This window comes from Pararhizobium sp. DWP1-1-3 (assembly GCF_049896125.1).
Lineage (GTDB): Bacteria > Pseudomonadota > Alphaproteobacteria > Rhizobiales > Rhizobiaceae > Pararhizobium.
Genome location: NZ_JAFCTR010000001.1, coordinates 192563 through 219025, shown reverse-complemented (window position 1 = coordinate 219025; position 26463 = coordinate 192563). Strand labels below are relative to the sequence as shown.

Here is a 26463-nt window from a genome sequence, read left to right as displayed (position 1 = left end):
TATTTAAGCGTCGTCATCCTTTCGTCCCCCCGGTCGGACCGCGATAGAACAGCGAGCGTGCACCAAGAACGGCCAGCACCACGACCAGCTCCACCGCACCCATGACCATGGCGATCGCGGTTCCCAGCGAATGGTCATATTGTTCGAAGGCTGCCTGATAGGCCGCAATCGAGATCACCCGCGTCGGACCCGCCGGCGCCCCGAGCAGGACGGCGGATGGAAAGACGGCAAAGGCCTGGACGAAAGCGAGACAGAAGGTGACGGCAAGCCCCGGCACCAGCAGCGGCAGGAAGACTTTCGTGAACCGCTGACGCGCGTTGGCGCCAAGCGTGGCGGCGGCCTGTTCTATCGCCGGATCGATGCCGGTCACGTAAGACAGCGTCAACAGGAAAGCGAAGGGAAACCCGGTGATCACCAGCGAGGCGAACACGCCCCAATAATTATTGGTCAGTTTCATCGGCGCATCCAGCAGACCGACAAGGACCAGCACCCGGTTGAACCACCCCTGCGGCCCGAGAAACGTTAAAAGCCCGTCTGCCACGAAAACCGTGCCGAGCGTGATGGGCAGGACCAGGATCGTCGTCAGCATCCGTTGCCGCGTCATCAGCCGGACGCGGAAGGCAATCGGCACGGCGAAGGCGAGATTGACGATCGTCACCGGCAGCGCCAGCCAGAGCGTCGACGCAATCGTTCGGTATTGAAAGGGATCGCTGAAGAACGTCACATAGTTGGCATACCAGGGCCCCTCCTTCGGCATCACCGAATCGGCAAGCCCGTAGAAGAACGGATAGATGAACAGTCCGAGCATGACCGCGAGCCCCGGCAGAACCAGCAACGTCGTGCCATCGAAACCGCGCGCGGCAAGCCGGGTGCGAAGCGACGGCGTGCTCATGCGCCCGTCCCCTTGAACAGCAGCGCCCGGCCGGTGGCCGGCTGCAGCGTCGCCGATGCGCCGCGTGGCAGAGCCTGTTCGGCGCGGAAATAGAGATCGGAACCATCAGCCGACTTGGCCAGCCCGAAAAAGGCACGGCCGCGATATTCCATGTTAACGACCGTGGCGGGCATGCCGTTGCCATCCTCGACGGCGACGAGGTCTTCAGGCCGCACCGACAGCACCGCCGCATCGCCAACAGCAAGTGGCTCGCGCATCGTGCCTGTTAGCTGCGCTCCGGCCACCTCGATCCGGGCTTCATCACCGGATATGCCGGTCACCCGCCCGGCGATGCGGGTGCGAAAACCCATGAAATCGGCAACATCGATATGATTGGGCCGCTGGTAGAGATCCTGCGGCGAGCCGATCTGCATGATTCGGCCCTGGTTCATCACGACGATCCGGTCGGCCAGCGACAGCGCCTCGTCCTGATCATGCGTCACGTAAATGGTTGTCGAGCCGATCTGGTCATGGATGCCGCGGATTTCGGCGCGCATCTCCAGCCGCAGCTTGGCATCGAGATTGGACAGCGGCTCGTCCATCAGCACGACCGGCGGCCGGATGACGATGGCGCGGGCAATCGCCACACGCTGCTGTTGTCCGCCGGACAGTTGCCCCGGCAACTTGTCGATCTGGCTTTCGAGCCTTACCAGCGCCAAGGCCTGTTCGATACGCCGGTCGGCTTCCGAGCCGCGAATGCCCTGCATGGTCAGCCCGAAGCCGACATTGCGGCGCACGCTCATATGCGGAAACAGCGCATAGCTCTGGAACACCATGCCGAACCCGCGCTTTTCAGGCTCCAGTTGGTCGATGCGGTCGCCGCCCAGCCGGATTTCGCCGCCCGACAGGGCCAGCAACCCAGCAACGCAGTTGAGAGCCGTCGACTTGCCGCAACCGGAGGGGCCGAGCAGTGCTATGAATTCGCCGGGCTCGATGGCAAGATCGATGCCGTCGAGCGCGGTATAGGCGCCGAACGAGCGGCGCAGGCCATCCAGTTCAAGACGAGCCGTCTGTTTGGGCGAAAGCACCGCCGCTGCGGTCTGAACCGGCAAATTCAAGGTCGTCTCCTTCAAGTCTCGTGCAACGGCAAGGGGCATGCGTGAATGATTCAGAGGCTCGGATTTCTCCCCCTCTGTCACTCCGTGACATCTCCCCCACAAGGGGGGAGATCATTCCTTCGCTGATGTGCTCGAAGGATTGCGGGTGATCTCCCCCCTTGCGGGGGAGATGTTGGCGTCGCCGACAGAGGGGGTAATCCACCTCGATCGCCCAATCGTCAAAGCTCGTACCAGCGGAGCCAGGGCTCAGCCCTTGGAGGCGCCGATCTGTTCGTCCCAGATGCGGAATGCCTCGACGATCCGGGCAGGCTCCAGCGGCACTTCCAGCGGATTGTTGGCGATCCAATCGGCATATTCCGGACGGCCGAATTCCTTGATGGCGTCCTGGCTTTCCTGCGGCGCCATCTCGATCGTCACGTCCTTCACTGCAGGACCCGGATAGAAATAGCCCTGGTCATAGGCGATCGCCTGCTGCTGCGGCTGCAGCATGAAGTTGATGATGTCGAGCAGGACGGCAACCTTCTCGTCGGAAACGCCTTTCGGAATGACCGCGTAATGCGCATCCGTCACCCAGTGGAAGCCGTCGAGCTTTCCGACCTTTGCCTCAGTCGGAACGATGCCGAGGGCACGCGGGTTGATATCCCACCCCGTCGTTGAAACGACGATGTCGCGGGTGCCTTCGCCGAGTTCCTTCATCGTCTGGGTCGTGCCGGTGCCGTAATATTCGACGTTTTCACCCAGAGCCTTCAGGTATTCCCAGGTCTTTGCCCAGCCTTTGACAGGATCGCGCGGATCGCTGTCGCCAAGAATATAGGGAAGCCCCATCAGGAAGGTGCGGCCGGGGCCGGAATTGGCCGGGCGGGCATACATGAACTTCTTCGGATTGGCCTTTGACCATTCCAGCAGTTCCTGAGCCGTCTTTGGCGGTGTCGCAACCCTGTCAGGCATGTATTCGATCAGCGGCCCGGATGGGTAATAGGTGACGACGACACCCTGTTCCTTGGCCAGCGCCTGCATCTTGAAGGCCTGCGGCAAAAGGATGCTTTCCAGATTGGGCAGGTCGCCCTCATGAGCTGCAAGATCGATCCACAGCCCCTGGTCGAGACCGGCGGCGAGCACATCGGTTCCGGTCAGGACAAGGTCGATATCGACCTTGCCGGCGGCCTGCTGCGCCTTGAGCTTGGCGGGCAGTTCCGGTGCCGGGGCTTTGGTGAAGGCGAAGCTCGATACCCATTCCGGCTTTGCCGCCGCATAGGCCTCGAGCATGCCCTGTGTCAAAGCCAGATTGCCGGCAACATCAACCACGGTGATGGCGACCGGGCTGGCGGGCGCCTTGAGCTGTGCAAAAAGCCGGCCGGGCAAAAAGCCCAGACCCGTCAAGCCGGCAACTCCGCCGACAAAAGTCCTGCGTGTAACGTTCATGTCGTTCTCCTCCCTTGTTGTGCAGCGGGCGCCTCCTGCGCCGCCCGTCTGCCAGATAGTCACAGTCGATAGGCCCTCTTTGCCAGCCCGTAGGCGAGTTCGCGCGCCAGACCGGAAGCCTCTTCCTCGTCGAGACGGTGGTCTGCCACGAGCCTCGCGAGATAGGCGCAGTCCACCCGCCGCGCCATGTCGTGGCGGGCCGGGATCGACAGATAGGCGCGGGTGTCGTCGTTGAAGCCGACCGTATTGTAGAACCCGGCGGTTTCCGTGGTCATCTCGCGGTAGCGGCGCATGCCTTCAGGGCTATCGAAGAACCACCAGGCAGGCCCAAGCTTCAGGGCGGGGTAATGCCCGGCAAGCGGCGCCAGTTCGCGCGAATAGGCGGTTTCATCGAGCGTAAAGAGGATCACCGTCAGCGCCGGGTCGTTGCCGACAGCGTCGAGCAGCGGCTTCAACGCCTGCACGTAATCGGTTGCCGCCGGGATATCCGCCCCCTTGTCGGGGCCGAAATCCGCAAACAGCGAGGGATTGTGGTTGCGATAGGAACCCGGATGGATCTGCATCACCAGCCCGTCATCCCGGCTCATCCGCGCCATTTCCGTCAGCATCTGGCCGCGGAAGGCAGCGGCTTCTGCCGCATCCGTTCGGCCGGAAAGCACTTTGTCGAAGAGTGCCGCCGCATCGCCGGACGACAGGTTTTCCGTCCGTGCGCTGGCATGACCGTGGTCTGTGGCTGTTGCACCGCGCTGTTTGAAAAAGCTGCGGCGCGTCCGGTGTGCATTCAGATAACCATCCCATATCGCCGCCTCACCGGTCATGGCAAGGAAACGTTCAAGGTTAGCGGCAAATCCGGGCATCTGCGGATCCACCACCGCATCCGGCCGGTATGTCGGCACAACGCGGCCATGCCACCCCGAATTGCGCACCGCATCGTGATGCCTGAGATCGTCAAGCGCGCTATCCGTCGTGGCGATCACTTCAATGCCGAAGCTCTCGAACAGAGCGCGCGGCCGCATCTCCGGCGTCGGGATCGCCGCCTCGATCCGGTCGAACAGGGCGTCCGCCGTTTTTGGCGACAGGCGCTCGGTAATCCCGAACACCGTCTCCATCGAATGCTCGAACCAGATGCGGGTCGGCGTTCCGGCAAACAGATGGAAATGCTTGGCAAACGTCCGCCATATCGTGCGCGGATCGGCTTCGACCGGTGCCCCGTCCCGCCGCGCAACACCCAGATCCTCCAGCCGCACGCCCTGCGAATAGAGCATGCGCGTCGCATAGTGATCGGGGGTGATGAACAGCGCGGCTGGATCGGGAAACGGCTTGTCTTCCGCATACCAGGACGGATCCGTATGGCCGTGCGGCGATATGATCGGCAGTCCCTGAACGGTATCGTAAAGCTGCCTGGCGATCGCCCGCGTGCCGGGGTCGGCAGGAAACAGCCTGTCGGGGTGCAATGCCATTCCTTGTCGCTCCTCCGCTTCACGTCTTGGCAACGTTGTGAAACTGATATACTAGTATTCACAACAGTGTCAACGCTTCGAGAGACCTCATGCCGTCATCACCCCCAAGCCCCGTCGTCGTGTCCCTCCTTGCAGAGCCGACGACAGCAAAGCTTCGACGTGTCACGGCCGGGTCGGCGATCTACGACAGGTTGCACTCGGCCATCTCCTCGCTGCAGATGCCGCCCGGCATGCCGCTGCAGGAAAAACGGATCGCCGAGGAATTCGGCGTCAGCCGGACGCCGGTGCGCGAGGCGCTGCTGCGGCTGGCGGAAGCCGGGCTTGTCGATATCTTTCCCCAGTCCGGCACCTTCGTATCGCTGGTGCCGGTCGCCGCCATTCCCGAAGCTGTGGTGATCCGCAAGTCGCTGGAGGGAACGACGGTGGAATCGGCAAGCGCGATCGCCACACAAGCCGACATCGCCAGGCTGGACGCGATCATCGCCCGCCAGCGCCTCCATGCCGCCCATAACGAGACCTCGCTGTTCCACGAACAGGACGAGGCCTTCCACGAGACGATCGCCGGCATCGCCGGCTATCCCGGTATCTGGGCCATTCTGAAAACCGTCAAGATCCAGATCGACCGCGCCCGGCGCCTGACCCTGCCGGCGCTTGGACGCATGGAGAGCGTGATCGAAGAGCATGTGACGATCCGCAATGCCATCGCCGCCCACGATATCGCAGGCGCCCGCACCGCCATGATGCACCATCTGGGCGCCGTCATTCCCGACGTTGCCGAATTGCGGATCATGCATCCCGATTATTTTTGCTGAACAAGAACAAAACTGAACGACCCGGAGGAAGAAGCAGGCATGCGTCAGGGATGGAGATGGTTTGGGCCGGATGCGCCCGTGACGCTGGACGATGTGCGCCAGACCGGAGCAACCAATATCGTTTCGGCGCTGCATCAGGTGCCGATCGGCCGCGCCTGGACGGAAAGCGAAGTGCGCGAGCGCCAAAACCTGATCGAAACCACGCCCACTGGGCGCTCGCCGCTCACCTGGTCCGTGGTCGAAAGCATCCCCATCCCCGATGCCGTCAAGCGCACGGGCGGCAAGGCGAGGGCCGAGATCGAAGCCTGGATTGCCAGCCTTGCGGCCGTCGCCGCCTGCGGCATCAAGATCATCTGCTACAATTTCATGCCCGTGGTCGACTGGACGCGCACCGAGCTGGACTTCGTCACCCCGACCGGCGCAACTGCCATGCGCTTCGACCATGAGCGTTTTGCCGCCTTCGATCTGTTCGTGCTCAAGCGCCCCGGCGCCGAAAACGGCTATTCGGCCGGAGATCGCGAACGTGCCAAAGCCGTTTTCGAGGCGATGCCGGAAGCCGAGATGGCGGAGATCACCCGCATCATCACTTCCGCCCTGCCCGGCTCGACCACCGAACCGATGACGGTCCCCGGCTTTCGCGAACGCCTCGCCGCCTATGGCGGCATCGACGCCAGCCGTTTTCGCCAGAACCTGATCGAATTCCTGGAGGCCGTCACCCCAGCGGCAGAGGCGCTCGGCGTAAAACTGACCCTGCATCCGGACGATCCGCCACGCCCGCTGTTCGGCCTGCCGCGCATCGCCTCGACCGCAGACGACTATGCCGCCCTGTTCGACGCGGTCCCCTCGCCCGCCAACGGCATGTGCTTTTGCACCGGCAGTCTTGGCGTCCGCGAAGGCAACGATGTGCCGGAGATTGCCCGCCGCTTTGCAGCGCGCATCCATTTCGCCCATCTGCGCGCCACCACAAGAGAAGGCGGTGGCCGCAGCTTCCACGAAAGCGCCCATCTCGACGGCGATGTCGACATGGTCGCAGTGCTGAAGGAACTGGTCACCGAAGACCGCCGCCGCTCAGCCGAAAACACCATCGTCTTCCGCTCCGACCACGGCCACCGCATGCTCGACGACCTGGAAAAGACCGTCACCCCCGGCTACCCCGCCATCGGCCGCCTGCGCGGCCTCGCCGAACTGCGCGGCATTTTGCACGCGCTTGGTGCCAAGCCGAACTGAGCGTGAGGCACCGGCAGGGTGGATCAGGGGGAAAATGTAGTGCCCGGCATCAGCGTAAATCGTTAACATTGATGCGATTAGACTTTTTGGTCAGTTTGACAAGGAGCGGATACACTCGGCCCGGCAACAGTTTACACTCGATCAGCCCTGCCCGGTATCGGCGTACACCCGAAGAGAAGTCCTCAAAGCGAAAACCGATTCGACTGTGAATTCAGGGTTCCATGTCCTTCGACATCGGTCAACATCTTGTGTCTCCATGTCGGGTTATTCGCTCCGAAACTTAGTTCCGAACGTCTTGCGGCCGGTCGCACGGAGCGGAATTATAGACCAAATCTCATCTTCATGATGTCTGAGGCAGCGCTACCTTGAAGAATACGAAGAGCATCCTTGGCTGAGTGCGCTTCGAGGACTTCATGCCGGGATCCTCGAGCATCAGGAGTTCATCAAGACTAGGGCGTCGTCGTCCACTGCTAGGACTGTCAATGAACGGTTCAGGAAACGCTGGCTTCAAATTGTTGCGTTTTGGAAGATCGTAAGGGACAATCAACGAGGGGCCACATATGTATGCCAGCCATGAAAAATGATAAATGCCACGAACAGCATGCTGTAGGCCACGTCACAAGAGCGGGGGCGAATATTTTCACCGAGCTTGGCTTTGATGATGAGGAAGCTCATCGCCTGAATTCAACTTGGGATGAAAAAATTGCCGTTCTTCTCAATGAGACAACGGTATTATTGGACGTTGGTACTGAATAGCAATTTTCATCTCTGCAGGTTTCAAATCGAAGCGATTACCCGATAGAAGCACGGCCGATCGTCTCGCTCAGACGGATCTGCTACGTCTGACCGATGTTCAGAATGAACTTTCGACCGCCCCACAGTCTGCCGGGCGGCCGAGCAGATTCGTCGCCTTTTGGCGTAAGGCGGACAGTTACTGAACTTTCGACGGCTCATAGGGGTCCGGTGTGCCCGGCTTAATCGGGAGGTTCCGACGGAGGCTTTCCTCAAAATCCGCGACAATTTTCATCGCGGGATCCGCCATCCAGGAGCTTCGCAAGCCGGTTTGCGGATACTCCTCCTTGGGATCGGTGGTCAGATCGAACGCCTTCGGCGAACCAAGCTTTGCCGGAACGGTCCACCAATCCCTTTCCTCATCATAAAAGACGACCTTCCAGTTCCGCCACTTCACCCCCTCGAGACGATCGGCAACAAAGATCGGGAACCCTTCGCGGCTGGACTTGTCGGTGGTGCCGAACAGAAACTCGGTTTGCTCGACGCCGTCTACGGGGCGATCCTTAGGAACTGATGCCCCCGCTATCGCCGCGAACGTCGGAAAGGTGTCCACCTCATGGACGATCCCGTTGCTGACGCGACCGGCAGGAATGTGCCCTGGCCATCGCACGATAAAAGGTACCCGCAGCGAGCCTTCCATGTGTGTAAAGTAGTAGCCGCGCCAAGGCCCCGAAGACCCCTGCCACGGCCAAGTGGCCTCAGGACCGTTGTCGCTCGTGAAGACGAAGATGGTATTGTCGCGTGCATTCAGATCGTCGACCGCATCCAGCAGTTGGCCGACATTGGAATCCATCTCGGCAAGCGCGTCCGGGAAATCACCGTTGCCGGTTTTCCCCGCGAACTTTGGGTTCGGCAATGTCGGAAAATGTACAAGGGTGTAGGGCACGTAGGCGTAGAAGGGTTTGCCCGCTTCGACGCTGCGCTTCATAAAGTCGATCGTCCGCGTCGTGATTTCTCCATCGATCAGACGGCGCTGCTCGAGATCGTATACAGGACCCTCGGTACTTTGTTGGCCCTTCTTTCCTTCCATGATGTGGGTGAAGGTTACGTTGGCGGCTTTTGCGGCCGGGTCGGACGGCCAGAAAGCCTCGTCCGTCGTCCGAGCTATCCCATACCACTCGTCGAAGCCCTGTGCGTTCGGCAGCCGGCCCTGGGCACTTCCGAGATGCCATTTGCCGAAATGGCCTGTGGCGTATCCGGCATCGGATAGCGTCTCGGCGATCGTCACCTCCCACTGGGTAAGGCCGTCCAACCCTTCGCCGATCGGGATCGAGTGTGTGCCGGAGCGGATAGAGAAGCGGCCAGTCAAAATTGCCGAGCGGCTTGGCGTGCACTGCGCCTCGACATTGTAGTTCGTCAAACGCAGGCCTTCGGCGGCCAATTTGTCGATCCGTGGTGTCGGCGCGCCGCGGGTGATGCCGCCGCCGTAGACGCCCACCTCGCCGTAGCCCAGATTGTCCATCAGCACGAAGACGATGTTCGGCTTGGCGGCAGGCGTCTGCGCCTGCGCGAGACTTCCCGTAAGCGCGAAGCTAGCGACAATGCTGCTGCCGAGGGCAAGACGCAGAGACTTATTCATGCTGCCCCCAAATGGTTTTTAGTTCAGCGTGAACCCGTTCATCAATCAGCTTTTTTGGCCGCAGGAGAAAACGCCAGCGTCAACCAGACATTCCATCCTTCGGCCCGGTTCTTTGCCCCGAACTCGTAGTATCCCTTGAGATTGACGTAGCCGTCGGTGGTATCGCTCGCGTTGAATTTGTAACCGACCTGGGGTCCGATCCCGAAGACGCGAGACTTGAAGTCACCGAGCGTCGCGCCTTCACCGCTGTCTCCAGAGAGCTGCTGAAAGGCGTAGCCAACCAGGCCAACGTGCACCTTTTCCGTGATGAACTGGGAGGCGGCCCAATCGATGTGGCCATCAATGCCGTTCTTGTAATTCGTGTCCGGATTTTCGAAGTTGTAGGTGAGGCCGCCGACGATCGAGAACTCGCGGCCAGTGCCGGGATCGAGATAGGTGTAGCCGACACCCCCGTCGATTGCCGCGTGGCCAAGGCCGAGGTTCGCCAGACGATCGGGATCGTAGGAGCCTACCGGTATATTGCCCGTGGCGTAGGTCATGTAGTTGTTGACGCCGTCATTCCACTTGACGGTGAACTGCGGGAATAGATCGCCGAAACCCGTAACGGCCTCGCTCCGGTTGCCGGAAATCGCTCCGCCACCTGGTCCCGTAAGGCTGGCATCCACCGATGCGAAGTTGCGCCCGCCGATAGCGAGCAGGCTGAGAGAGGCCTGGCCACCCCAGAGGGGCTGCTCGAACGTATATGTCGGGCCGAACGCGAAAAGGTCGCCGCGGCCGTCCACGCCAACGTCGATCTGTCCGCCGCGAGGAAAGCGCGCATTCGCTCCGGCTTCGGCCGACGGATGGAGATAAAGGGCGGCCCAAGACCAGCCTGGCTCCGTTGGTACGGCGGCGAAGCTGCCTTGCATCCCTGGAAGCCAGAAGCTCAACCCTCCCTCATCAGCGTTTGCCGAAGAAGCGCCAACGGTCAGGAGTAGCAGCACAGTACACCCGGAACGCGTACCCTTGCCGTAAAACGGCAGCGCTTTTAGCAAGTATAGCATCCAGGCGTTCCTCCAGAAAGAAACCAGATGCGACATTCATACATGACGTGAATGAGAAAGGAAGAATGCTTTCCATGATGCCGGTCGCAAGACTGGTGGAAAAATCGGACCCGTATGATAAGTTCCTGCCAATCGTTGGTTGAAGCCGTGATGGCTCTAGGTGGGAATTTGTGCGCAAATCGTAATGTCGCGACCAAAGAGGGAGCAATATCGATGACCCAAGGCAAACTTCCGACAACCAACGACAGTGATATCGCTGTCAGCCGCCGTGACCTGCTCATGGGAGGTAGCTCTCTCGCAGTTTCGGCTTTCTCCGCTGGATCTGTTCGCACCGCAAGTGCCCAGGACAGCACGCCGCTTAGTCCAGGCGCGGCGAGGAAACCGAACATTCTTGTCATTTTCGGCGATGACATCGGCCAGGCCAACATCAGCGCCTACACTTTCGGGCTCATGGGGTACACGACCCCGAACATTGACCGCATCGCAAAAGAAGGAATGATGTTCACGGACTACTATGCCGAGCAGAGCTGCACGGCAGGCCGTTCGACATTCATCACAGGCCAGTGCACGCTCCGTACTGGGCTATCGAAGGTGGGCATGCCCGGAGCCACGGTCGGTCTGCAGTCGCGAGACGCGACCATCGCGGAGCTGCTCAAGCCTCTTGGCTATGCCACCGGGCAGTTCGGCAAGAACCATCTCGGGGATCGCGACGAGTTCCTTCCCACCGCCCATGGGTTCGATGAGTTCTTCGGAAACCTGTACCATCTCAATGCCGAAGAAGACCTGGAAAATCACTTCTACCCGCGCGATCCCGAGTTCAGGAAAAGGTTTGGCCCGCGGGGTGTCGTGAAAGCCTACGCGGACGGGCGGATTGAGGACACCGGACCTCTCACCAAAAAGCGGATGGAGACAATCGACGACGAGACATCGGCGGCGGCGATCGACTTCATGCAGCGCCAGGCGGCGCAGGACAAACCCTTCTTCTGCTGGTTCAACTCGACGCGAATGCACTTCCGAACCCATGTCCGCGCGGAGAACCGGGATGCTCCCGGCCTGACCTCCAGGACTGAATATGCCGACGGCATGATCGAGCATGACGTGACCGTAGGTAAAGTTTTGAAGACAGTCGATGACCTGGGAATCGCGGACAATACCATCGTGATTTACACGACCGACAACGGTCCGCATCAGAACTCCTGGCCAGACGCGGGAACGACCCCGTTCCGGAGCGAGAAGAACACGAACTGGGAAGGCGCGTTCCGCGTCCCATGCCTGGCGCGCTGGCTGGGAAACATTAAGCCGGGGTCCTACGCAACCGACATCGTCAGTGGTCTCGACTGGCTGCCCACACTTCTGGCCGCAGCGGGCGAACCCGACATCAGGGACAAGTTGTTAAAGGGGCATCAAGCAGGCACCAAGTCATTCACGGTGCATCTCGACGGCTACAACCAGTTGCCATATCTGACTGGGAAGGAACCCAAGAGCGCCCGTAATCGGTTCTTTTATTTCAACGACGATGGTGACCTCGTCGCCCTTCGTTACGAGAACTGGAAGGTCGTTTTCGAAGAGCAGCGTGTGCAAGGCACGATGCGAATATGGGCGGAGCCGTTCACTCCTCTCAGGGTTCCGAAACTCTTCAACCTGCGCTCCGATCCGTACGAACGAGCAGATGTGACCTCCAATACCTACTACGATTGGCTCATGTCCGATGGCGCTGGAGTTTTTCTTGCGGCACCTGCAGTCGCCGCAGAGTTTCTAGGAACCTTCAAGGATTATCCACCAAGCCAACGGGCCGCGAGCTTCAGCATCGACCAGATTGTTGAAAAGATGCAGCGAAGCTTTGAAGCCAAAGCTCAGTGACCGCGACATGAGCGCACTCGGATTTTACGGAGCTTGGCGCAACGACGTTGACTTCAGCCCACAGAGTGCCCGGACGAGGCGCAACAGCACGGCCGCGGGTAGAAAATAGGATCGGCAAATGAAACGTTTGATTATCACGGCGCTGACATTTGTGGCGATGGTCAGTGGGGCGGATGCTGCGGAAGGCGTTGAGGAGCGTGCGATCCAGCGCCGAGGAGTAGAGGCGATCGTCTGGTCACTGCCCGCAGTGAACACCGAATTGATGTATCAGGCATTCGTCAAGGCCGGAGGCGGGCCGAACCAGATAGCATATTGGTCGCGGCTGCCCTCCTGGAAAAACCAGACCCTGACACCCAACCCCGATACGGTTTATTTCATGCCTTTCTTTAATACGAAGGAGGGGCCGATGGTATTGGAGGTTCCGCCCGCCGATCAAGGCTCCCTCACAGGCAACATTGACAACATATGGCAGGTTGCCCTTGAGGATGCCGGACCCTCTGGGGCGGACAAGGGGAAAGGCGGCAAGTATCTCATCCTGCCGCCTGGATATGCTGACGGCATTCCGGAGAGCTATATCCCACTCAGATCCGATACATATTCGGGCTACGCGCTCATTCGCTCTACGGTCAAGTCCGCCAGCGATGAGGACGTAGCCAAAGCTGTGGCTTATGGAAAGCGGGTAAAGCTCTATCCGCTGTCCGCGGCTGCAAAGCCGGGTGAAACAAAATTCGTCGATGTCATCGACAGTGTCTTCGATGCGACGATCCCGTACAACACGACCTACTTCGAGGCCCTCTATCGGGTCATCCAAAACGAACCGTGGCTCCCGAGGGATAGGGCCATGATCGATTCCTTGAAGTCGCTGGGGATCGAAAAGGGCAAGCCCTTCGCGCCCGATGAAGGAACCGCACGTGCGTTGAATGCGGCTGCGACCGAAGCGAACGCTTGGCTTGAGCATCAGCGCGCGTCGGTGTTTGCGCCCTATTTCGAGGGCAAACAATGGTTTGTCCCCGCCTCGCCGGAAGGCATTGAGGGACAGTCGGAGAATTTCGCACGCAACGACAGCTATCCGACCGACGCGCGGGCGATTACCTACTCGATGGGCTATGTCGGGATCAAACGACTGGGCGCGGGCCAGTTCTACATGATGGCGCTCAACGACAAGGACGGCAAACGTCTCGACGGCGGAAAGAGCTATCGCCTCACGGTGCCCGCCCATGCTCCGGCCAAGCAGTATTGGTCTGCAACCGTCTATGACGGCGCGACCCACGGCTTCATCCGCGAAATGGGCCACTTTAGCCGCGCGTCGAACACTCCCGGCATCCATGCCAACGCCGACGGATCGTTCGATGTCTATTTCGCCCCATCCGCGCCGGAAGGAAAGGACAGCAACTGGGTTCCCACGAAGGCGGGCGCAACCTTCGAAGTCCTGTTCCGTCTCTACGGTCCGGAGAAGCCACTGTTCGACAAGACGTGGGTGCTGCCGGACATCCAGACAATCAGCGCGCAATGACCAGGAGGCCTTCATGAAACTGCAAACAGCCACCGCACTCGCGATTGTCCTGACATTGCAATCGCCGTCGTTCGCGCAGACGCCCGTGCCCGTGACAGTCGACAATTTCGTGCGTGCGGAAACCGATCTCTATTTCAGCAATTCCGTAAAGAGTGGCGGTTTCGACGGATGGCATCACATCCGAGAACTCATGCCGATCGACCACCAGTCGGTTATCAGAGGAAATCGAGATACAAGCGATTTGATCACCGACGCCTGATCAGCCACGCAAAGATCCGCGACTGCGAGCTCTCCGTCATGCAGCGCTGAAGTCGCGGCGCTTGTCAGCGTCGCGCTGAGCGGCCGGTTAGACAGGATCGACGCCCGCCGGATTTCTGCCCCGAACTGGACGACGTTGTAGTAGGCCTTGCCGACGATCGATCTAGGCAGGTCGCCCTTGGCTGCGCGCTGCGCGAGCTTCTTCGCTGTCCAAGTCGGCTTGCTCCTCGACTTGACCTGATAGAACGACAACTCTGAGCCGTCACCTTCCTCGACGAACAGCACGAGGTCGTCATGGTGATCGAAGACGGCGACGAACTGCTTGCCTTGCTGGTGAAGCTCCAGGATTCGCGCCATCGAAACGTTCACCTGAAAATCGAAAGCCGTGACTGCTGCGGAGCCCGCGGTCTCGCGAGGTTTCTTGGAGGCTACGGTCGATAATGTAGGTTTGGGCAACGACATCGATTCCGGGAGGGGCTGAAATCTTTTACTACTTGTCGCAGAAAATGGAAGTACCCGTCACAACCTCAGGCATCGCCCGTAAACCCTCCAGGGCCGCTGGACCCGAAAAGTGGCCTCCAAGCTTGTGTCGACCGCTAACTCGCTGCGGATCTTATTACAAACAAACGATAAATCGCGCTTGACGCCAACATTTTTGTTCACTAAACGTTCTCGCCATCATGTTGTACATCACTAACTATCGCCCGGTTCGAATACGCTGACTGATTGCCGGACGAGTTCCGGTGTCCGTCTCTGTCGTATTGTGTTTCCGAGGAATAGGCATGACGCATGTTCCATTCGAGACCTCGGCCGGCAATTCAATGCCGAAGCTCGTGTCTCCCCGCATCTACTATCCAATTGCCACCGTCAAATGCGTCGGGAATCCTGTGTTTCGGACGCAGGCCGCCCGTGATTTCGCCTGCCTTCTCGATGTCGATCCGAACGTGGATCGGTGGACCTGCGACGGCGTGGAAGTTGTGTCCGGAGGGGGCTCGTACAGGACTGACTTCCTCGCGACGTCGAGTGAAGGCAAGACCTTCCTCGTCGAGGTTGACGAACACCACCCCTCGCCTCCCGCTTGGCTTCCGCTTGCGGCCCGCCGGGCTGGTCATGAATATCGCCCGGTTTCAGCCCAGGAGTTTGCCGACAGCATTCGGCTTCAAAACGCGAAGGATCTCCTCCGCTACGGCTTTCACCGATGCCCGCTCGGCGATAGGATTCGGCTTCTCGCTACGCTCGACGAAATGACCTCTCTCACGGTAGCAGAAGCGCTGTCCGTATTCAGGGAAGGCCGTCCCATGGGATGCCTCGCCGCCCTCGTTCTACAAGGATTCCTGGAGATCGATCTGGATGCCGCTCTGATCGGCCCCGACACCACAGTCCGCCGGATACGGGACTGAGACCCGCCAATGTCTCAGCTCTTATCAAAGGTCGGAACCATGAAGAAACCATTTGAACACCGAAAGGGCTACGGCCTTCCGGAATATCTCGCATACCTATCCATCAAGGCCGCGATCCGGCCGCTGCTACGGGCGAAACGCTACGTCGCAGTGATCGTCCGGCCGCCGGACGCAGAACCGATGGCCTATCTCAGGGCAGCGGTCTCAGTCATCGACAATGGCACCCGGCTCCGATCTTCGACCGCGGTGGGAGTATTCAATCCTGCCAAGTCGAAGGGGTCGATGATCGAGATCGAGGACGCCCTCCAGGAAGACAAGGTCGTCCTTCTTTTTCCAGACGAGGCTTGCATCACGAGCGCCGCAAGGCTGGCGGCCGATGTCGTCGTCAAGCTGGAGCAGCCGACGAACGAACAGATGCAGAGGGTGTTCCGCTTGCGATATGGCGCCCGCCTGACAGACGCTCAAGCGGAACTCTTCCTCGGCCTGAACGCCGAATCTCAGCGCGCGATCGCCCGCCCCGGAAAGAGCGTCGGTCGGATGCTGTCGCAGCTTGCCACGATGTCGGGGGAAGTAGATTCGCCTTCAGTCCCACCACCATCGCGGCCGACCAACGACGAGGTCGAGATCGATCTCGAATCCATGAGCGGCTATGGAGCGGCGCGGGACTGGGGACTTCAGCTCAAGGAAGACCTGAAGGACTGGGATGCCAACCTCATTCCATAGTCTGACGTCGACAAGGGGCTTCTTCTCTCTGGGCCGCCCGGCGTCGGAAAGACCCTCTATGCGCAGGCGCTGGCAACAGCCTGCGGCACCGAACTGATCGTCGCCTCGGCGGCACGATGGCAGTCTAAAGGCCACCTAGGCGACATGCAGCGGGCGATGTTCAAGTCCTTCGAGGAAGCGCGCAAGTCGGCGCCGGCAATCCTTTTCATCGACGAGGTGGACAGCTTCGGAGACAGGGATGCCGACCAGGGTCCGAACAGCAATTACAGCAGGCAGGTGGTCAACGCGTTCCTCGAATGCCTGGACGGCACCGTCGATCGTGAGGGTGTCGTCGTCGTTGGTGCCTGCAACAACCCGACCGTGATCGATCCCGCAATCCTGCGTCCGGGACGGCTCGACTATCACATTCGACTGCCGTTGCCGGATGCTGAGGCGCGCAAGGGAATCCTTCAAATGCATCTGCGCGGAGACCTGACAGAAGATGACTTCTCCGCGTTCGCTGACGAAAGCGTCGGAATGACGGGCGCGGACATCGCAAGGATCGTCAGGCTTGCCCGTCGCGTTGCACGCAAGCAGAGACGCGCGGTGACGCCTAGCGATATCATGGCAAGCCTGCCAGGCCGGATTACGATCTCGCAGAAGCTGCGCAGGAATATCGCCATCCACGAACTCGGACACGCAGTCGTCGCTATCATGACCGGCACTAGGAAGCTGACAAGCATCTCGGTGGAACATCGGGCGACGGCCGACGTGCAACAGCAAGTCCTGGGCAATGCGACCATGGAGGCGGACGAACATGCCATCCGCAACAAGCAAACCTACTTCGACAACATCGCGATCCTCTTGGGTGGCATGGCGGCCGAGCAGGTCTTCTTGGGGGAGCACGGTGATGGCGTCACCTCCGATCTCGACGATGCGACCCGCATTGCGATCATCCTCGACCGCCACCTTGGAATGAACGGCGTTTTGCACTCCTGGCCGGTCGGCTTCGACATCCGGGCGATCAACGACGTGCGCCGGCACGACAGTGCGTTGCTGCGAAGGATTGAACCCATCCTACAGGAACAGTTGGCGCGAGCGAAGACGATCATCGAATCCCGACGCCCTCAGATTTCTGGCCTTTGGCTGGACCTGATCGAACGAGGCAGTCTCTCGGGTCACGAGATCGAGGAAAAGCTCTGGCGCGAAGACAAGATCCCAATGCCGACGCCCAGAATGCGCCGAAAAATCAGACAGAGGCTCTCATAGAAGGAGAAACACATGACGAATGGATCAATGGCGAACATCCCGTCTGAAAAGGTGTCCGGTTGGAAGGGAATCCCGGATGCCGTTCACTTTGAACGGTTTCAAGCGGCCCTGTTCAAGGCAAAAGGCGGAGGCCGTTTTGATCGGGCGGCAGCCGATCGAATCCTGGACGATCTCCGTAGCGTCGCCTACCGACACGGCGCCTCTGCGGCCAGCGTTTTCCAGTTCGTGGATGACGATTTCATCGAAGCGGACGAGAGCCTTGCCGCGGCGAAGGACGACCTCGATCACATGTCGAGAAACCTCCCTTTCCTGCGAACGGTCGCGGCGCTGATTGGAGAGGTCGAATCCATACAGGACGACATGAGCGAAGACGCCCGCCTATTCTTCGGATGGAGGCCGTACGCTGAACGATGGGCATCGCCGAATCCTATTTGGGTGGAGCTCCGGCAAGCGTTTCAGGACGGGCGCGATGATGTCGAGAGGATGCCTGACGCGACCCAATGCCCCTTGTTTACCGCGTAGACGGGGATCGGGAAAAAGCGCTCGTCGACCAGGCGACTTAACCCTCCTAAAGGATTCGACCGTGGTGGGCAGAAACCCAGACGACGCGGAGTCCTTTACGAGAGGAGTGGCGGCGAGCGGGTGATCAGCAAAGGGTAGATCCAACCCGCTACAGGTCGACGTAGGATGCGATTTTCGACCTATTGTAGACTATGCTAAATTGATCTTCAAAAATTCTTTTCACCGTCGATGAACTGGCGAATTTATGCTTGGCGTTGCCTTCAACTTTTTTTGACGTTTTCGGAATTTTTGGGCCAAAATATATTTCTTGAGTGCCGGAGGCCAAATTCCGGCTCGTCGGCCAGTTTTCGGTCGTATTTGCCCAGGCCTGCCCCAGCGCACACAAAGACTCGTGACGTTTAACACAAGTCGATTCTCGTCGTTGGCGCCTGCGCAAAGAGCATTTTCAAGACCATCGAAGTAAGGACTCAAGCTTGCCTCCGGAAGGATTCGATCCATGCTCGAATCCTTCCGGAGGCCTTGTTTTCCGCGGTCGATTTAGGCTTGAATCCTATTCGTTGGCACTCAGATTGAGAGCGCAAGGCGGCCGTCTCCGGTGCCCTAAACTACTGAACTTGCGTTATTTTTCGTTCAGTGTACACTGTTGCCGGGTACAGTGTCCGCTGTTGCCAAGCCGGTGTACGCGGATGTCGGGCGTGACAGAAAATGGTGGGCCCGGAGGGACTCGAACCCCCAACCAAGCGGTTATGAGCCGCCGGCTCTAACCATTGAGCTACAGGCCCTTCCGGACGGATCCGGTGCGCCGCGGGCCAATGGCAGTCCGCGGATGGGACTGGCTCTAGCGGAAAACTGGTTTTCCCACAAGACGTTGCCGCAATCCCTACACAATCAATCCGCAATAAGGTGGCAGGGACGAAACACAACTGGAGAGAAACCATCCATGACATCCACCTATTTCCCCCGCCGGCTGAAAACCGCCGTTCTGGCCGCCGCTTTTGCGGGGATTGCCGGCACGTCGGCCTTTGCGCAGGACACCGCGCCGCGTGAAGCCGTGATCACCGTTTCGGGCGAAGGCCGCGCCAGCGTTGCGCCGGACCTGGCGATCCTGTCGTTCAGCGTCGTCAAGGATGCCAAGACCGCCAAGGAAGCGCTCGACGCCAACAACAAGGCGATGGCCGATGTGCTCAACGCGCTGAAGACCGGTGGCATTGCCGATCGCGATCTGCAGACATCCGGTTTCGCCGTCAACCCGCAGTACCAGTATCCCGACAACAGCGACGGCGGCAATCGCCAGCCGGTGCTGACCGGTTACCAGGTGGCCAATTCGCTGACCATCAAGGTGCGCGACCTGGCCAAGCTCGGCGCGATCATCGACCAGGCGGTGACGCTCGGCGTCAACCAGGGCGGCTCGATCCAGTTTTCCAACGACAAGCCGGAAGCAACGGTCACCGAAGCCCGCAAGTCGGCGGTGACGGATGCCGTTGCCAAGGCCAAGGTGCTGTCGGAAGCCGCCGGCGTTTCGATTGGCCGTATCGTCGAGATTTCAGAGAATTCATCCCGGCCCGAACCGATACCGATGATGCGCACCATGGCTAAGGAATATGCCGCGGATGCCGTACCGATCGCCACGGGAGAAAACAGCTATAACGTCACCGTCAACGTCACCTTCGCGATCAAGCAATAATACCGCATCGCCAAGCGCCGTGGACGATCGAACCCCGCTCCGGCGGGGTTTTTTCATGGAAAATATCTGGACGATGGCAGAAGCAGCATCCCGGCACGGGGCGTGATCAACCCGGCAGGCTGGACGGTGCCCAAAACGAAAACACCCCCCGCGGAAAACCGCGAGGGGCGACACTTTCCGCCGGCCGGGGGAGACAAGGCGGAAAGAATTGAAAGGACCGGGCCTTGTTAGCGGCCGATCACCGGGCAACCGCGGGCATTGGCGAACACGATGCTGCGATAGTCGCCGCGGCGCACGCCTTCGACGACCACCCGGCGGGGCGTCACATCGACGACGCGGGCCCGGCGCATGCCGAAATCACGGGCCTTTTCCTGGGCAAGCCAAGGGTCGCAGCGGCCGCGGCGATTCTCGCCCCAGCCTGGGCGATGACGGCGGTCGCCATCCCAATCGCGCTCATCGCCATATCCGTCGCGGTCGCGGTCGCGATCGCGATACTGAACGTCGACGACGCCGCCGGAATGAATGCCGAAGGTCAGCGTTTCGGCTGCTGCCGGTGTAAGGCTGGCACCAAAGCCGGTCAGACCGATCATGCCGGCAAGCGCCAGCTTTGCAAAAATCTGTTTCATGACTGTTTCTCCTTATGGTCCAAAACTTTGAGATGTCCGCCCGCCGTCTGTTCCGGGGCATTGAAGACACCCTAATCCGGCGCGGCTGAACGGAACCCGAATCGGCCGTTCATCCGGGGTTCAGCCGGAGCAAGACCGTGTTCGAATGGCAGGAACAAGGCGGCCGGGGCGGTCAGCGGGCGAGCATCTGCTCAAACACGCGGATATTGCGGTAATGACTGAGACGGGTGACAGCGCCGTTTTCGAATTCGAACACCAGCACGCTCGGGATCGAATAGGACTGGCCGCTGGCCTCCGGCAGGCCCGGCATGGTTTCGCGGTAATGGCCACGCGCGGTGACATCGACGGCGACGCGCTGGCCGAAGGCGTCGTGCATCAGCACCATGTCGCTGAAGCTTTCGTCGAAATGGCGGAAATAGCTCATCACCGCCATGCGCAACGGACCGGAACCGATGGTGCGCTGGCCGGTCAGGGTATCGAGCGCCACGTCCTCGTCGAGGAATGTGCCGATCGTGTCGAAATCGCGTTCGTTGAGCGCCTGCATGAAGCGGCTGGCAATGGTCTGCGCGTCGGTCACTGTTTCTGTCCTTTGCCTGTAAAATTTAATGGGTTCGCTCCTTCTCTCCCCGTCATTCCTGTGCTCGTCACAGGAATCCCGTCACGCGACGTCCGTCGCGTGGAAGAGTCTTCTCACGGCGCGGACGCGCCGTGACTGGATCCCCGCCACAAGGGCGAGGATGACGGAGGACGTGGATATGCTTGAACGCAATCACCCCAGAAGAAACCACGTAGCGCCCAAACAACTGTTTTTGTTCCTGTAATTTCAATGCCATCACCACCTCATCCGCCCAGATGCAACACCACCTCGCGGCGGTGCGGGCGGTCGCGGTGTTCGAACAGGTAGAGACCCTGCCAGGTGCCGAGAAGCAGGCGCCGCTCTCCGACCGGAATGCCGATCGAGACCTGGGTCAGCGCTGCCTTGATATGGGCGGGCATGTCGTCGGGGCCTTCTGCGGTGTGGATGACCCAGCCCATCGACGGATCACTGGACGGTGGCACCAGGCGTTTGAAGAACTGGTCGAGATCGCGCCTGACATCGGGATCGGCATTTTCCTGGATCAACAGGGAACAGGAGGTGTGGCGCACGAAGACGGTCAACAGGCCCTCCTCCACACCGGCCCTGCTGACGAAGGCCTGCGCCTCGTCTGTGAACTCGTAGAGACCGGCGCCGCGGGTCGGCAGGCTGATGATCGTCTGGGGCATAAAATCCTTTCGGGCCGGTGCGGCTTGGCGGCTTGCCGCGTTACAATTCCAGAAAAGTTTTGAAGCCGCCATAGATCATCCGTTTGGCGTCGAACGGCATGGGCCAGTTGTCCATGCTGAGGCGTGGATCAGCCATGACCTTGGCATTGATGTCGTCGCGCTGCTCGCGCGAGGCATAGGTGATCCACGAAAAAACCACCACTTCGTCGTCGCCGGCCTTCACCGCACGGGGAAAGGACGTCAGCTCGCCGTAAGGCACGTCGTCACCGATACACTCGACATAGGAGAGCGCACCATATTCCTTCCAGACCTGGCCTGCTGTGCGCGCCAGGTCCTTGTAGGCTTCGATACTGTCTTTCGGGACGGCGACGATGAATCCATCGACATAGGGCATGTCAGTCTCCTCCTCGAGATGCGGCTCTTTCATCAATCCGGGCAATCGTTGCCTCCAGGGAGGCCTGCACCGTATCGAGCAAGTCCCGGCTTAAAGGGTATGAGCATGCGGCAGCCGGCGTTTGCTCTTGCTTATCGACATAGATGGAAACCGGCCACTGCTCGTCAAGGGCAAGCAGGCTGCGAACCGCTTCGGGCGGCCGGACGCGGCCGAAATAATCTTCCCGGCACAGGATCCATTGAATGACGAATTCATGGAACCAGGCATCGCTGGCACCGGCGATGCACGCCGGCAGCAAGGCATCGACATCCGCAAGGCCGCGAAAGTGCGGCGGAATTTCCCGCAGCTTCAACTTGCCCACGCATTCGCCTTGCCGGCCGCAACTGCGGACACGGCAGAAGGAGGGAATATCCATCCGGGTCGCGGCAACACGGCAAAGCATCTCGAACAGAACGGGATGAAGCGGCAGTTCTTCAGGTCCACAGATTGGTGGCATGTTTTTCTCCTTTTCCAGGACAGGGGGTGGAGGGATTGGAATAATGGGTACGGGTTTCCCGTCACGCGGCGGCTTTTTCGCCCGTGGTTTGCGTCATCTGCATGTCTGCCTGGCTTTTGCCTGGCAGGGTCGGCCGGGGCACATCGGGTGCCGCAGGTAAGTAGGAGTAGGTGACACGCGATGTGCCCCGCTTCAGTGTCTTTTGCCGCGCTTCTCAGGTTCTTCTGCGCTTTCCTCTCTGACAGGAAAGCCTCCAATGCCCCAGCCCGGCCGCTTATCCGCTGGGCTTTTCAATGCGGCGGGGTTTAGCCCTGGACCGTCCAAGGACGGTGTGGCTACCCGGCACGCCCGGCCCGCTTTCACGAACCGGAGGAGAACCGCCTTTCACGCAGCCCCGGGGATTTCGCGCGCGTTTCGCCAAACCATCCGGGCACCGGCCCCACCTCGCCGGCAACGCTTTCCGGTGTATCCGTGGTGGGACGGGAAGAAGTATCGCACGGGTTTTGCGGGCGGGGATTTGCGGGGATAATTTTTTAAGGAGAAAGTGCGCCAAAGGGCGGCAGGGGGCGTGCCGTAGACACCCGCCTGAAGCAATAGTCGCGCCTTCAGAACCGCGTTTTTCGCAACGATGCGGTCACCTCAACTGGCGATCGTCAGTCCACCGTAACGCCTGATTTCATTGCCGATTTCGGTGATGAGCGTATCGAGAGCCGCGTTTCTTGCCTTTCCTGCGCGGCGCACCACATAGGCCAGGGAAGGCGGTGCCGGAAGGCGGTCCGTGATGACCTGCATATCGGGGCGCAGATGGCGCGCGCTGAGAAGCGCTATCCCCATGCCAGCGGTGACCGCCGCAACAATTCCCGCAGCGCTCGAACACTCAAAGACAGTTTCAAGAGCCGCTCCCCCGTCCTGTCCGATATCGAAAGCCCACTTGCGATAGAAACACGCGTCGTCGAAGGACAGAAAAGCGATAGGACCGTTCTGCGGAACGGGAAAATCAGCGTGCTTCACCCAATGAAGATCCTCGCGGAAAAGCACCAGATCGGTGGGGCGAACCTCATGGGCAAACACCTGTACGATCGCAGCGTCCAGTTCGCCGCGCTCCAGCATCGCCCGCAAAACCAGGCTCATGCGGACCTTGGTGCGGACGGATACATGCGGATGCAGACGCCGAAATCGCCCGAGGATGCGGGCAAGGTCGGTGCAGGTCGTGTCCTCGGTCAAGCCCAGCGCAATGCGGCCGGCGATGGAGGTTTTCGACAGGCTCAAAAGCGCCTCGTCATGCAGGCCGATGATGCGGCCGGCATAGTCGAGCAGATCCTCTCCGGCTGCGGTAAACATCGGCGCTCCCGGCTTGCGGCTGAGGAGGTGACAATCGAGGCTGGTTTCGAGCCTCCTGATCTTGTGGCTGACGGCGGATTGCGACAGGCCGAGGGCTTCGGACGCGCGGGTGATGCCGCCATGGTGGCGGATCGCCCAGAGCGCGCGCAGCGCATCGATTTCCAGACGCCGGGTGGTGAAGTCAGTCATGGACCCTGCCCAAGTTCGATGTTGTTTCCGGAAATTATGCAGCGCCCGGCCGTTTTGAGCAACATTCGATGACGTGGACACATAGAATGTCATGCAGCAATTCATATTTGTCATGTGCAACCTGATCTCTGCGGCCCTATTGGCTGAACGGCAAACACCATGCCTGTGAGACACCGATGACCGACCAAGCCCTATCCCAGCCCGCCCGAAACCAGCGCCGGTTCCTTTGGCCGCTGATGGCGACATTGCTGGTGATCAGCTGGAGCTCCGGCTTCGTGGGCATTCGCTATGCCAGCGAACAGGCGAGCGTCACGCTGGTTCTGTTCTGGCGCACGCTTCTGGCCGGCCTGATCCTGCTGCCCTTCGCATTGGCCATCGGACCGCGCATGCGGCTGCGCGGGATAGGAGAGCAGATGCTGTTCGGCGTGATGTCGGTGTTCCTGTATCTGGGCGGGTTTGCGCTGGCGATCGAACAGCGCGTGCCGACAGGGCTCGTCGCGCTGATTTCCGATCTGGTGCCGCTCGCCATCGCCGCCTTGTCTCAACCGGTTCTGGGGGAGCGATTGAGCCCGCGGCAATGGCTGGGAACGGCTGTCGCAGTAGTGGGCGTGCTGGTCGTCTCGGTCGATAGTCTCAGCTTCGGCACGGCTCCCGCCTGGGCCTACGGGGTGACCATCGGTTCGATGCTGATTTTCGCACTTGCCTCGGTGCTGTTCCGCTGGCGGCGGGCCGCGCATATGCCGGTGCACCAGAGCCTTTGCATCCATACGCTGACGGGGGCCGTGCTGTTTGGCCTGTGTGCGATGATCCAAGGTGATATCGCGCCACCCCTGACCGTCAATTTCGCCGTCGGAATGGTTTGGCTCGTGGTCTTCGCCACCTTTGCAGCCTATTCCATCTATTATACCAGCCTGCGCATGTTCCCGGTGGCAAAGGTCAGCGCCGCGATCTATCTCAGCCCGCCGGTCACCATGCTCTGGGCCTGGGCGCTGTTTTCCGAACCTCTGACACCGGCGATGTTCATCGGGCTGGCGGTAACGCTTGCCGGCGTCTGGATAACGTCGCGCGGCTGACGGCTTCTCCGCCGCCAGCCGCCGGTCACGTCACGGCACCACTGGGTCCATCGGAAACAGCGGCGCTCCGGCGGCGATCCTCGCTCCGGCCAAACCCGGAGGCTGGCCGTCATCCGCTTACCGGAACGCCACTTCCAGATTTTGCCGGTCCTGCGCGATCACCTGGCAGCGGGTTTCAAACCCCTCGCCCTTGATCGACAGCAGAAACTCGGCGGGAATGCCGGCGGAATTGGAAACGGACAGGCCGGCACTGTCGCTGCCGAGCGACTTGACGGTGCAGTCGATGGAAGAGCGCCGGTCGTTGAAGACGATCGAGCCCGCCTTCAGCACCCGCCGCCGGGTACCCGCTGTCTGATCGGTCTGCAACGAACTCCACGCAACACAGCGATTGCGGCCGGTGTTCTTGGCCCTGTACATCGCCGCATCGGCCTGGGCGAGCAGGGTCTCGATATCCTTGCCGACGATCGACAGCGCCGAGATGCCGAAACTCGCCGTGACCTTCAACTGGCGCTCGCCGACGCTATGGGCGGCAATCAGGCTTCTGACCTTTTCGGCGACCGCAACAGCCCCATCCCTGTCCACATGCGGCAACAGGATGGCAAACTCCTCGCCGCCGAGGCGGCCGAACAGGTCACCTGCGCGCAACGCCGCCTTGCAGGTCGCAGCGACACTCTTCAGCACCGCATCGCCGGCGGCATGGCCATGGGTATCGTTGACCGTCTTGAAATGATCGACATCGAGAACGATGCAGGAGACATCGTGCCGGTGACGCAAGGCCAGCGAAATCAGCTGGTCCGCCTCCTGCTTGAAGGCGCGCCGGGTCAGCGCATCGGTCAGGCCGTCGGTCGCGGCCGATTGCAGCAGAGAAATCCGGTCCATCGCGACGCCGGCGAGTTCCGTGAGAATTTTAAGATCGCGGCGGCTAAACGATCGCGGCTGGCGATCGATGGCGCAGACCGTTCCGATCGTATGACCCTCCTTGGTTTTCAGCGGCACGCCCGCATAAAACCAGATATGGCTTTCACCCGTCACGGCCGGATGCTGCGCAAACCGCTGGTCCTTGGTTGCATCCTGGACGACAAGCGGTTCTTCGATATCGACGACATAGCGGCAGAACGTGTCTTCGCGCGGGACCTCTTCGGCTGAAAGACCAGAGCATGACTTGTACCATTGCCGGTGGGCGTCGATCAGCGAGACGATGCCGATCTCGACGGTGAAGATTTCCTTGATCAGTCCGACCACGCGGTCCAGCCCCTCGTCGCGGGGCGTATCGAGCAGATCGAAGGCGTCCAGCGCCGCCAGGCGGTCGATTTCCCGCTGGATCATGCCGGTAGATGATTTTCCGAATGCGCGTACGACCGCCATTGGCACATGTCTCCTTGCGTCGGCCCATCATGATCCATTCCACAATCCGCCAAGCACCTGACTATATCGCTGATGATACGGCTGCAAATGGCGAAAAGTTGCCATTGAAATCTGCGGGATTTTCGCAAGCGCCGCAGAATGCAGGACGGCAGCCGCGGACATCGCACATGTCCGCAGGCCGCCG

Annotated in this window: 25 protein-coding genes, 1 tRNA gene and 1 pseudogene; 12 read left to right on the top strand and 15 right to left on the bottom strand. The window is 60.3% G+C overall.

Features of this window, described 5'->3' with window-relative positions; genetic code table 11:
* Window positions 1-13 precede the first annotated feature (13 nt).
* The 4 genes from ACP7BS_RS01055 to uxaC all read right to left on the bottom strand — a co-directional run bounded on the left by ACP7BS_RS01055 (window position 14) and on the right by uxaC (window position 4871).
* The gene (locus ACP7BS_RS01055; RefSeq protein WP_426235413.1) at window positions 14-892 is read right to left on the bottom strand and encodes an ABC transporter permease; all 879 of its coding nucleotides are present in this window, start codon (window positions 890-892) and stop codon (window positions 14-16) included.
* Entirely contained in the window at window positions 889-1989 is a 1101-nt protein-coding gene (locus ACP7BS_RS01050; protein ID WP_426235411.1) for an ABC transporter ATP-binding protein, read from the bottom strand. The genes ACP7BS_RS01055 and ACP7BS_RS01050 overlap by 4 nt, the downstream gene beginning before the upstream one ends.
* A gap of 246 nt (window positions 1990-2235) precedes the next feature.
* A complete protein-coding gene (locus ACP7BS_RS01045) occupies window positions 2236-3411 on the bottom strand; it encodes an ABC transporter substrate-binding protein (RefSeq protein ID WP_426235409.1) in 1176 nt (391 codons plus the stop codon).
* A gap of 59 nt (window positions 3412-3470) precedes the next feature.
* Complete coding sequence (gene uxaC, locus ACP7BS_RS01040; protein ID WP_426235407.1) at window positions 3471-4871, bottom strand: glucuronate isomerase; 1401 nt, start codon at window positions 4869-4871, stop codon at window positions 3471-3473.
* Window positions 4872-4960: 89 nt separating this feature from the next.
* Here uxaC and ACP7BS_RS01035 point away from each other — a divergent pair, with 89 nt between their 5' ends.
* From ACP7BS_RS01035 to ACP7BS_RS01025, 3 genes are all read left to right on the top strand, one after another.
* Window positions 4961-5683: a GntR family transcriptional regulator gene (locus ACP7BS_RS01035; RefSeq protein ID WP_426235406.1), complete on the top strand. Its 723-nt coding sequence runs from the start codon at window positions 4961-4963 to the stop codon at window positions 5681-5683.
* Between the two features lie 39 nt (window positions 5684-5722).
* Window positions 5723-6910, top strand: a complete 1188-nt coding sequence (uxuA, locus tag ACP7BS_RS01030; RefSeq protein WP_426235404.1) for a mannonate dehydratase — start codon at window positions 5723-5725, stop codon at window positions 6908-6910.
* Window positions 6911-7474: 564 nt separating this feature from the next.
* Entirely contained in the window at window positions 7475-7666 is a 192-nt protein-coding gene (locus ACP7BS_RS01025) for a hypothetical protein (protein ID WP_426235403.1), read from the top strand.
* Between the two features lie 175 nt (window positions 7667-7841).
* On the opposite strand, the gene ACP7BS_RS01020 is transcribed toward ACP7BS_RS01025, so the two are convergent.
* Both ACP7BS_RS01020 and ACP7BS_RS01015 read right to left on the bottom strand, forming a co-directional pair.
* On the bottom strand, window positions 7842-9281 hold the full coding sequence (locus ACP7BS_RS01020; RefSeq protein WP_426235401.1) for an arylsulfatase: 1440 nt from the start codon (window positions 9279-9281) through the stop codon (window positions 7842-7844).
* 41 nt (window positions 9282-9322) lie between these two features.
* Complete coding sequence (locus tag ACP7BS_RS01015) at window positions 9323-10360, bottom strand: SphA family protein (RefSeq protein WP_426235399.1); 1038 nt, start codon at window positions 10358-10360, stop codon at window positions 9323-9325.
* 177 nt (window positions 10361-10537) lie between these two features.
* Between ACP7BS_RS01015 and ACP7BS_RS01010 the strand changes: the two genes are divergently transcribed.
* Together ACP7BS_RS01010 and ACP7BS_RS01005 are read left to right on the top strand one after the other, a co-directional pair.
* Window positions 10538-12184: an arylsulfatase gene (locus ACP7BS_RS01010; protein WP_426235397.1), complete on the top strand. Its 1647-nt coding sequence runs from the start codon at window positions 10538-10540 to the stop codon at window positions 12182-12184.
* A 118-nt stretch (window positions 12185-12302) separates the two neighbouring features.
* Window positions 12303-13697, top strand: a complete 1395-nt coding sequence (locus ACP7BS_RS01005; RefSeq protein WP_426235395.1) for a DUF1254 domain-containing protein — start codon at window positions 12303-12305, stop codon at window positions 13695-13697.
* A 174-nt stretch (window positions 13698-13871) separates the two neighbouring features.
* Here the strand turns inward: ACP7BS_RS01005 and ACP7BS_RS01000 are convergent, their stop codons facing one another.
* Entirely contained in the window at window positions 13872-14417 is a 546-nt protein-coding gene (locus ACP7BS_RS01000) for a dsDNA nuclease domain-containing protein (protein WP_426235393.1), read from the bottom strand.
* A gap of 320 nt (window positions 14418-14737) precedes the next feature.
* Between ACP7BS_RS01000 and ACP7BS_RS00995 the strand changes: the two genes are divergently transcribed.
* The 5 genes and pseudogenes from ACP7BS_RS00995 to ACP7BS_RS00975 all read left to right on the top strand — a co-directional run bounded on the left by ACP7BS_RS00995 (window position 14738) and on the right by ACP7BS_RS00975 (window position 17848).
* Complete coding sequence (locus ACP7BS_RS00995) at window positions 14738-15355, top strand: hypothetical protein (protein ID WP_426235391.1); 618 nt, start codon at window positions 14738-14740, stop codon at window positions 15353-15355.
* A 39-nt stretch (window positions 15356-15394) separates the two neighbouring features.
* The gene (locus ACP7BS_RS00990; RefSeq protein WP_426235389.1) at window positions 15395-16078 is read left to right on the top strand and encodes a hypothetical protein; all 684 of its coding nucleotides are present in this window, start codon (window positions 15395-15397) and stop codon (window positions 16076-16078) included.
* 30 nt (window positions 16079-16108) lie between these two features.
* Window positions 16109-16486: pseudogene (locus ACP7BS_RS00985) on the top strand (ATP-binding protein); the annotation flags it as partial.
* A gap of 45 nt (window positions 16487-16531) precedes the next feature.
* Complete coding sequence (locus tag ACP7BS_RS00980) at window positions 16532-17326, top strand: hypothetical protein (RefSeq protein ID WP_426236432.1); 795 nt, start codon at window positions 16532-16534, stop codon at window positions 17324-17326.
* A gap of 12 nt (window positions 17327-17338) precedes the next feature.
* Window positions 17339-17848 (top strand): hypothetical protein, encoded by a 510-nt coding sequence (locus ACP7BS_RS00975; protein ID WP_426235387.1) that lies wholly within the window; start codon window positions 17339-17341, stop codon window positions 17846-17848.
* A gap of 706 nt (window positions 17849-18554) precedes the next feature.
* Here ACP7BS_RS00975 and ACP7BS_RS00970 read toward each other — a convergent pair.
* Window positions 18555-18630, bottom strand: a tRNA-Ile gene (locus tag ACP7BS_RS00970).
* Between the two features lie 158 nt (window positions 18631-18788).
* On the opposite strand from ACP7BS_RS00970, the gene ACP7BS_RS00965 reads away from it, so the two are divergent.
* Window positions 18789-19532 (top strand): SIMPL domain-containing protein, encoded by a 744-nt coding sequence (locus ACP7BS_RS00965; protein ID WP_426235385.1) that lies wholly within the window; start codon window positions 18789-18791, stop codon window positions 19530-19532.
* A gap of 227 nt (window positions 19533-19759) precedes the next feature.
* On the opposite strand, the gene ACP7BS_RS00960 is transcribed toward ACP7BS_RS00965, so the two are convergent.
* The 6 genes from ACP7BS_RS00960 to ACP7BS_RS00935 form a co-directional block, all read right to left on the bottom strand.
* Window positions 19760-20158, bottom strand: a complete 399-nt coding sequence (locus tag ACP7BS_RS00960) for a hypothetical protein (RefSeq protein WP_426235384.1) — start codon at window positions 20156-20158, stop codon at window positions 19760-19762.
* A 172-nt stretch (window positions 20159-20330) separates the two neighbouring features.
* Window positions 20331-20735 carry a ketosteroid isomerase-related protein gene (locus tag ACP7BS_RS00955; protein ID WP_426235383.1) on the bottom strand — a complete coding sequence of 135 codons (405 nt, stop codon included), beginning with the start codon at window positions 20733-20735 and terminating at the stop codon, window positions 20331-20333.
* Window positions 20736-20998: 263 nt separating this feature from the next.
* Entirely contained in the window at window positions 20999-21421 is a 423-nt protein-coding gene (locus ACP7BS_RS00950) for a secondary thiamine-phosphate synthase enzyme YjbQ (protein WP_426235381.1), read from the bottom strand.
* Window positions 21422-21461: 40 nt separating this feature from the next.
* Window positions 21462-21815 (bottom strand): DUF1428 domain-containing protein, encoded by a 354-nt coding sequence (locus ACP7BS_RS00945; RefSeq protein ID WP_426235379.1) that lies wholly within the window; start codon window positions 21813-21815, stop codon window positions 21462-21464.
* A 1-nt stretch (window position 21816) separates the two neighbouring features.
* Window positions 21817-22176 carry a hypothetical protein gene (locus tag ACP7BS_RS00940; RefSeq protein ID WP_426235377.1) on the bottom strand — a complete coding sequence of 120 codons (360 nt, stop codon included), beginning with the start codon at window positions 22174-22176 and terminating at the stop codon, window positions 21817-21819.
* A gap of 774 nt (window positions 22177-22950) precedes the next feature.
* Window positions 22951-23841, bottom strand: a complete 891-nt coding sequence (locus ACP7BS_RS00935) for a LysR family transcriptional regulator (protein WP_426227388.1) — start codon at window positions 23839-23841, stop codon at window positions 22951-22953.
* Window positions 23842-24017: 176 nt separating this feature from the next.
* Here ACP7BS_RS00935 and ACP7BS_RS00930 point away from each other — a divergent pair, with 176 nt between their 5' ends.
* Window positions 24018-24914 carry a DMT family transporter gene (locus tag ACP7BS_RS00930; protein ID WP_426235375.1) on the top strand — a complete coding sequence of 299 codons (897 nt, stop codon included), beginning with the start codon at window positions 24018-24020 and terminating at the stop codon, window positions 24912-24914.
* A 117-nt stretch (window positions 24915-25031) separates the two neighbouring features.
* Here ACP7BS_RS00930 and ACP7BS_RS00925 read toward each other — a convergent pair whose 3' ends face one another.
* Window positions 25032-26279 carry a diguanylate cyclase gene (locus tag ACP7BS_RS00925; protein ID WP_426235373.1) on the bottom strand — a complete coding sequence of 416 codons (1248 nt, stop codon included), beginning with the start codon at window positions 26277-26279 and terminating at the stop codon, window positions 25032-25034.
* Window positions 26280-26463: the final 184 nt, after the last annotated feature.

What these genes read in the sequence shown, in the direction of transcription:
- ACP7BS_RS00965 (WP_426235385.1), top strand. Translation starts at nt 18,789, where the DNA reads ATGACATCCACCTATTTCCCCCGCCGGCTGAAAACCGCCGTTCTGGCC.
- ACP7BS_RS00935 (WP_426227388.1), bottom strand. Translation starts at nt 23,841, where the DNA reads ATGACTGACTTCACCACCCGGCGTCTGGAAATCGATGCGCTGCGCGCG.
- ACP7BS_RS01055 (WP_426235413.1), bottom strand. Translation starts at nt 892, where the DNA reads ATGAGCACGCCGTCGCTTCGCACCCGGCTTGCCGCGCGCGGTTTCGAT.
- ACP7BS_RS00930 (WP_426235375.1), top strand. Translation starts at nt 24,018, where the DNA reads ATGACCGACCAAGCCCTATCCCAGCCCGCCCGAAACCAGCGCCGGTTC.
- ACP7BS_RS01020 (WP_426235401.1), bottom strand. Translation starts at nt 9,281, where the DNA reads ATGAATAAGTCTCTGCGTCTTGCCCTCGGCAGCAGCATTGTCGCTAGC.
- uxuA (WP_426235404.1), top strand. Translation starts at nt 5,723, where the DNA reads ATGCGTCAGGGATGGAGATGGTTTGGGCCGGATGCGCCCGTGACGCTG.
- ACP7BS_RS00990 (WP_426235389.1), top strand. Translation starts at nt 15,395, where the DNA reads ATGAAGAAACCATTTGAACACCGAAAGGGCTACGGCCTTCCGGAATAT.
- ACP7BS_RS01045 (WP_426235409.1), bottom strand. Translation starts at nt 3,411, where the DNA reads ATGAACGTTACACGCAGGACTTTTGTCGGCGGAGTTGCCGGCTTGACG.
- ACP7BS_RS00980 (WP_426236432.1), top strand. Translation starts at nt 16,532, where the DNA reads ATGCATCTGCGCGGAGACCTGACAGAAGATGACTTCTCCGCGTTCGCT.
- ACP7BS_RS01005 (WP_426235395.1), top strand. Translation starts at nt 12,303, where the DNA reads ATGAAACGTTTGATTATCACGGCGCTGACATTTGTGGCGATGGTCAGT.
- ACP7BS_RS01010 (WP_426235397.1), top strand. Translation starts at nt 10,538, where the DNA reads ATGACCCAAGGCAAACTTCCGACAACCAACGACAGTGATATCGCTGTC.
- ACP7BS_RS00960 (WP_426235384.1), bottom strand. Translation starts at nt 20,158, where the DNA reads ATGAAACAGATTTTTGCAAAGCTGGCGCTTGCCGGCATGATCGGTCTG.
- ACP7BS_RS00950 (WP_426235381.1), bottom strand. Translation starts at nt 21,421, where the DNA reads ATGCCCCAGACGATCATCAGCCTGCCGACCCGCGGCGCCGGTCTCTAC.
- ACP7BS_RS00945 (WP_426235379.1), bottom strand. Translation starts at nt 21,815, where the DNA reads ATGCCCTATGTCGATGGATTCATCGTCGCCGTCCCGAAAGACAGTATC.
- ACP7BS_RS01025 (WP_426235403.1), top strand. Translation starts at nt 7,475, where the DNA reads ATGCCAGCCATGAAAAATGATAAATGCCACGAACAGCATGCTGTAGGC.
- ACP7BS_RS00925 (WP_426235373.1), bottom strand. Translation starts at nt 26,279, where the DNA reads ATGGCGGTCGTACGCGCATTCGGAAAATCATCTACCGGCATGATCCAG.
- ACP7BS_RS01000 (WP_426235393.1), bottom strand. Translation starts at nt 14,417, where the DNA reads ATGTCGTTGCCCAAACCTACATTATCGACCGTAGCCTCCAAGAAACCT.
- ACP7BS_RS00975 (WP_426235387.1), top strand. Translation starts at nt 17,339, where the DNA reads ATGACGAATGGATCAATGGCGAACATCCCGTCTGAAAAGGTGTCCGGT.
- ACP7BS_RS01015 (WP_426235399.1), bottom strand. Translation starts at nt 10,360, where the DNA reads ATGTCGCATCTGGTTTCTTTCTGGAGGAACGCCTGGATGCTATACTTG.
- ACP7BS_RS01035 (WP_426235406.1), top strand. Translation starts at nt 4,961, where the DNA reads ATGCCGTCATCACCCCCAAGCCCCGTCGTCGTGTCCCTCCTTGCAGAG.
- ACP7BS_RS00995 (WP_426235391.1), top strand. Translation starts at nt 14,738, where the DNA reads ATGACGCATGTTCCATTCGAGACCTCGGCCGGCAATTCAATGCCGAAG.
- uxaC (WP_426235407.1), bottom strand. Translation starts at nt 4,871, where the DNA reads ATGGCATTGCACCCCGACAGGCTGTTTCCTGCCGACCCCGGCACGCGG.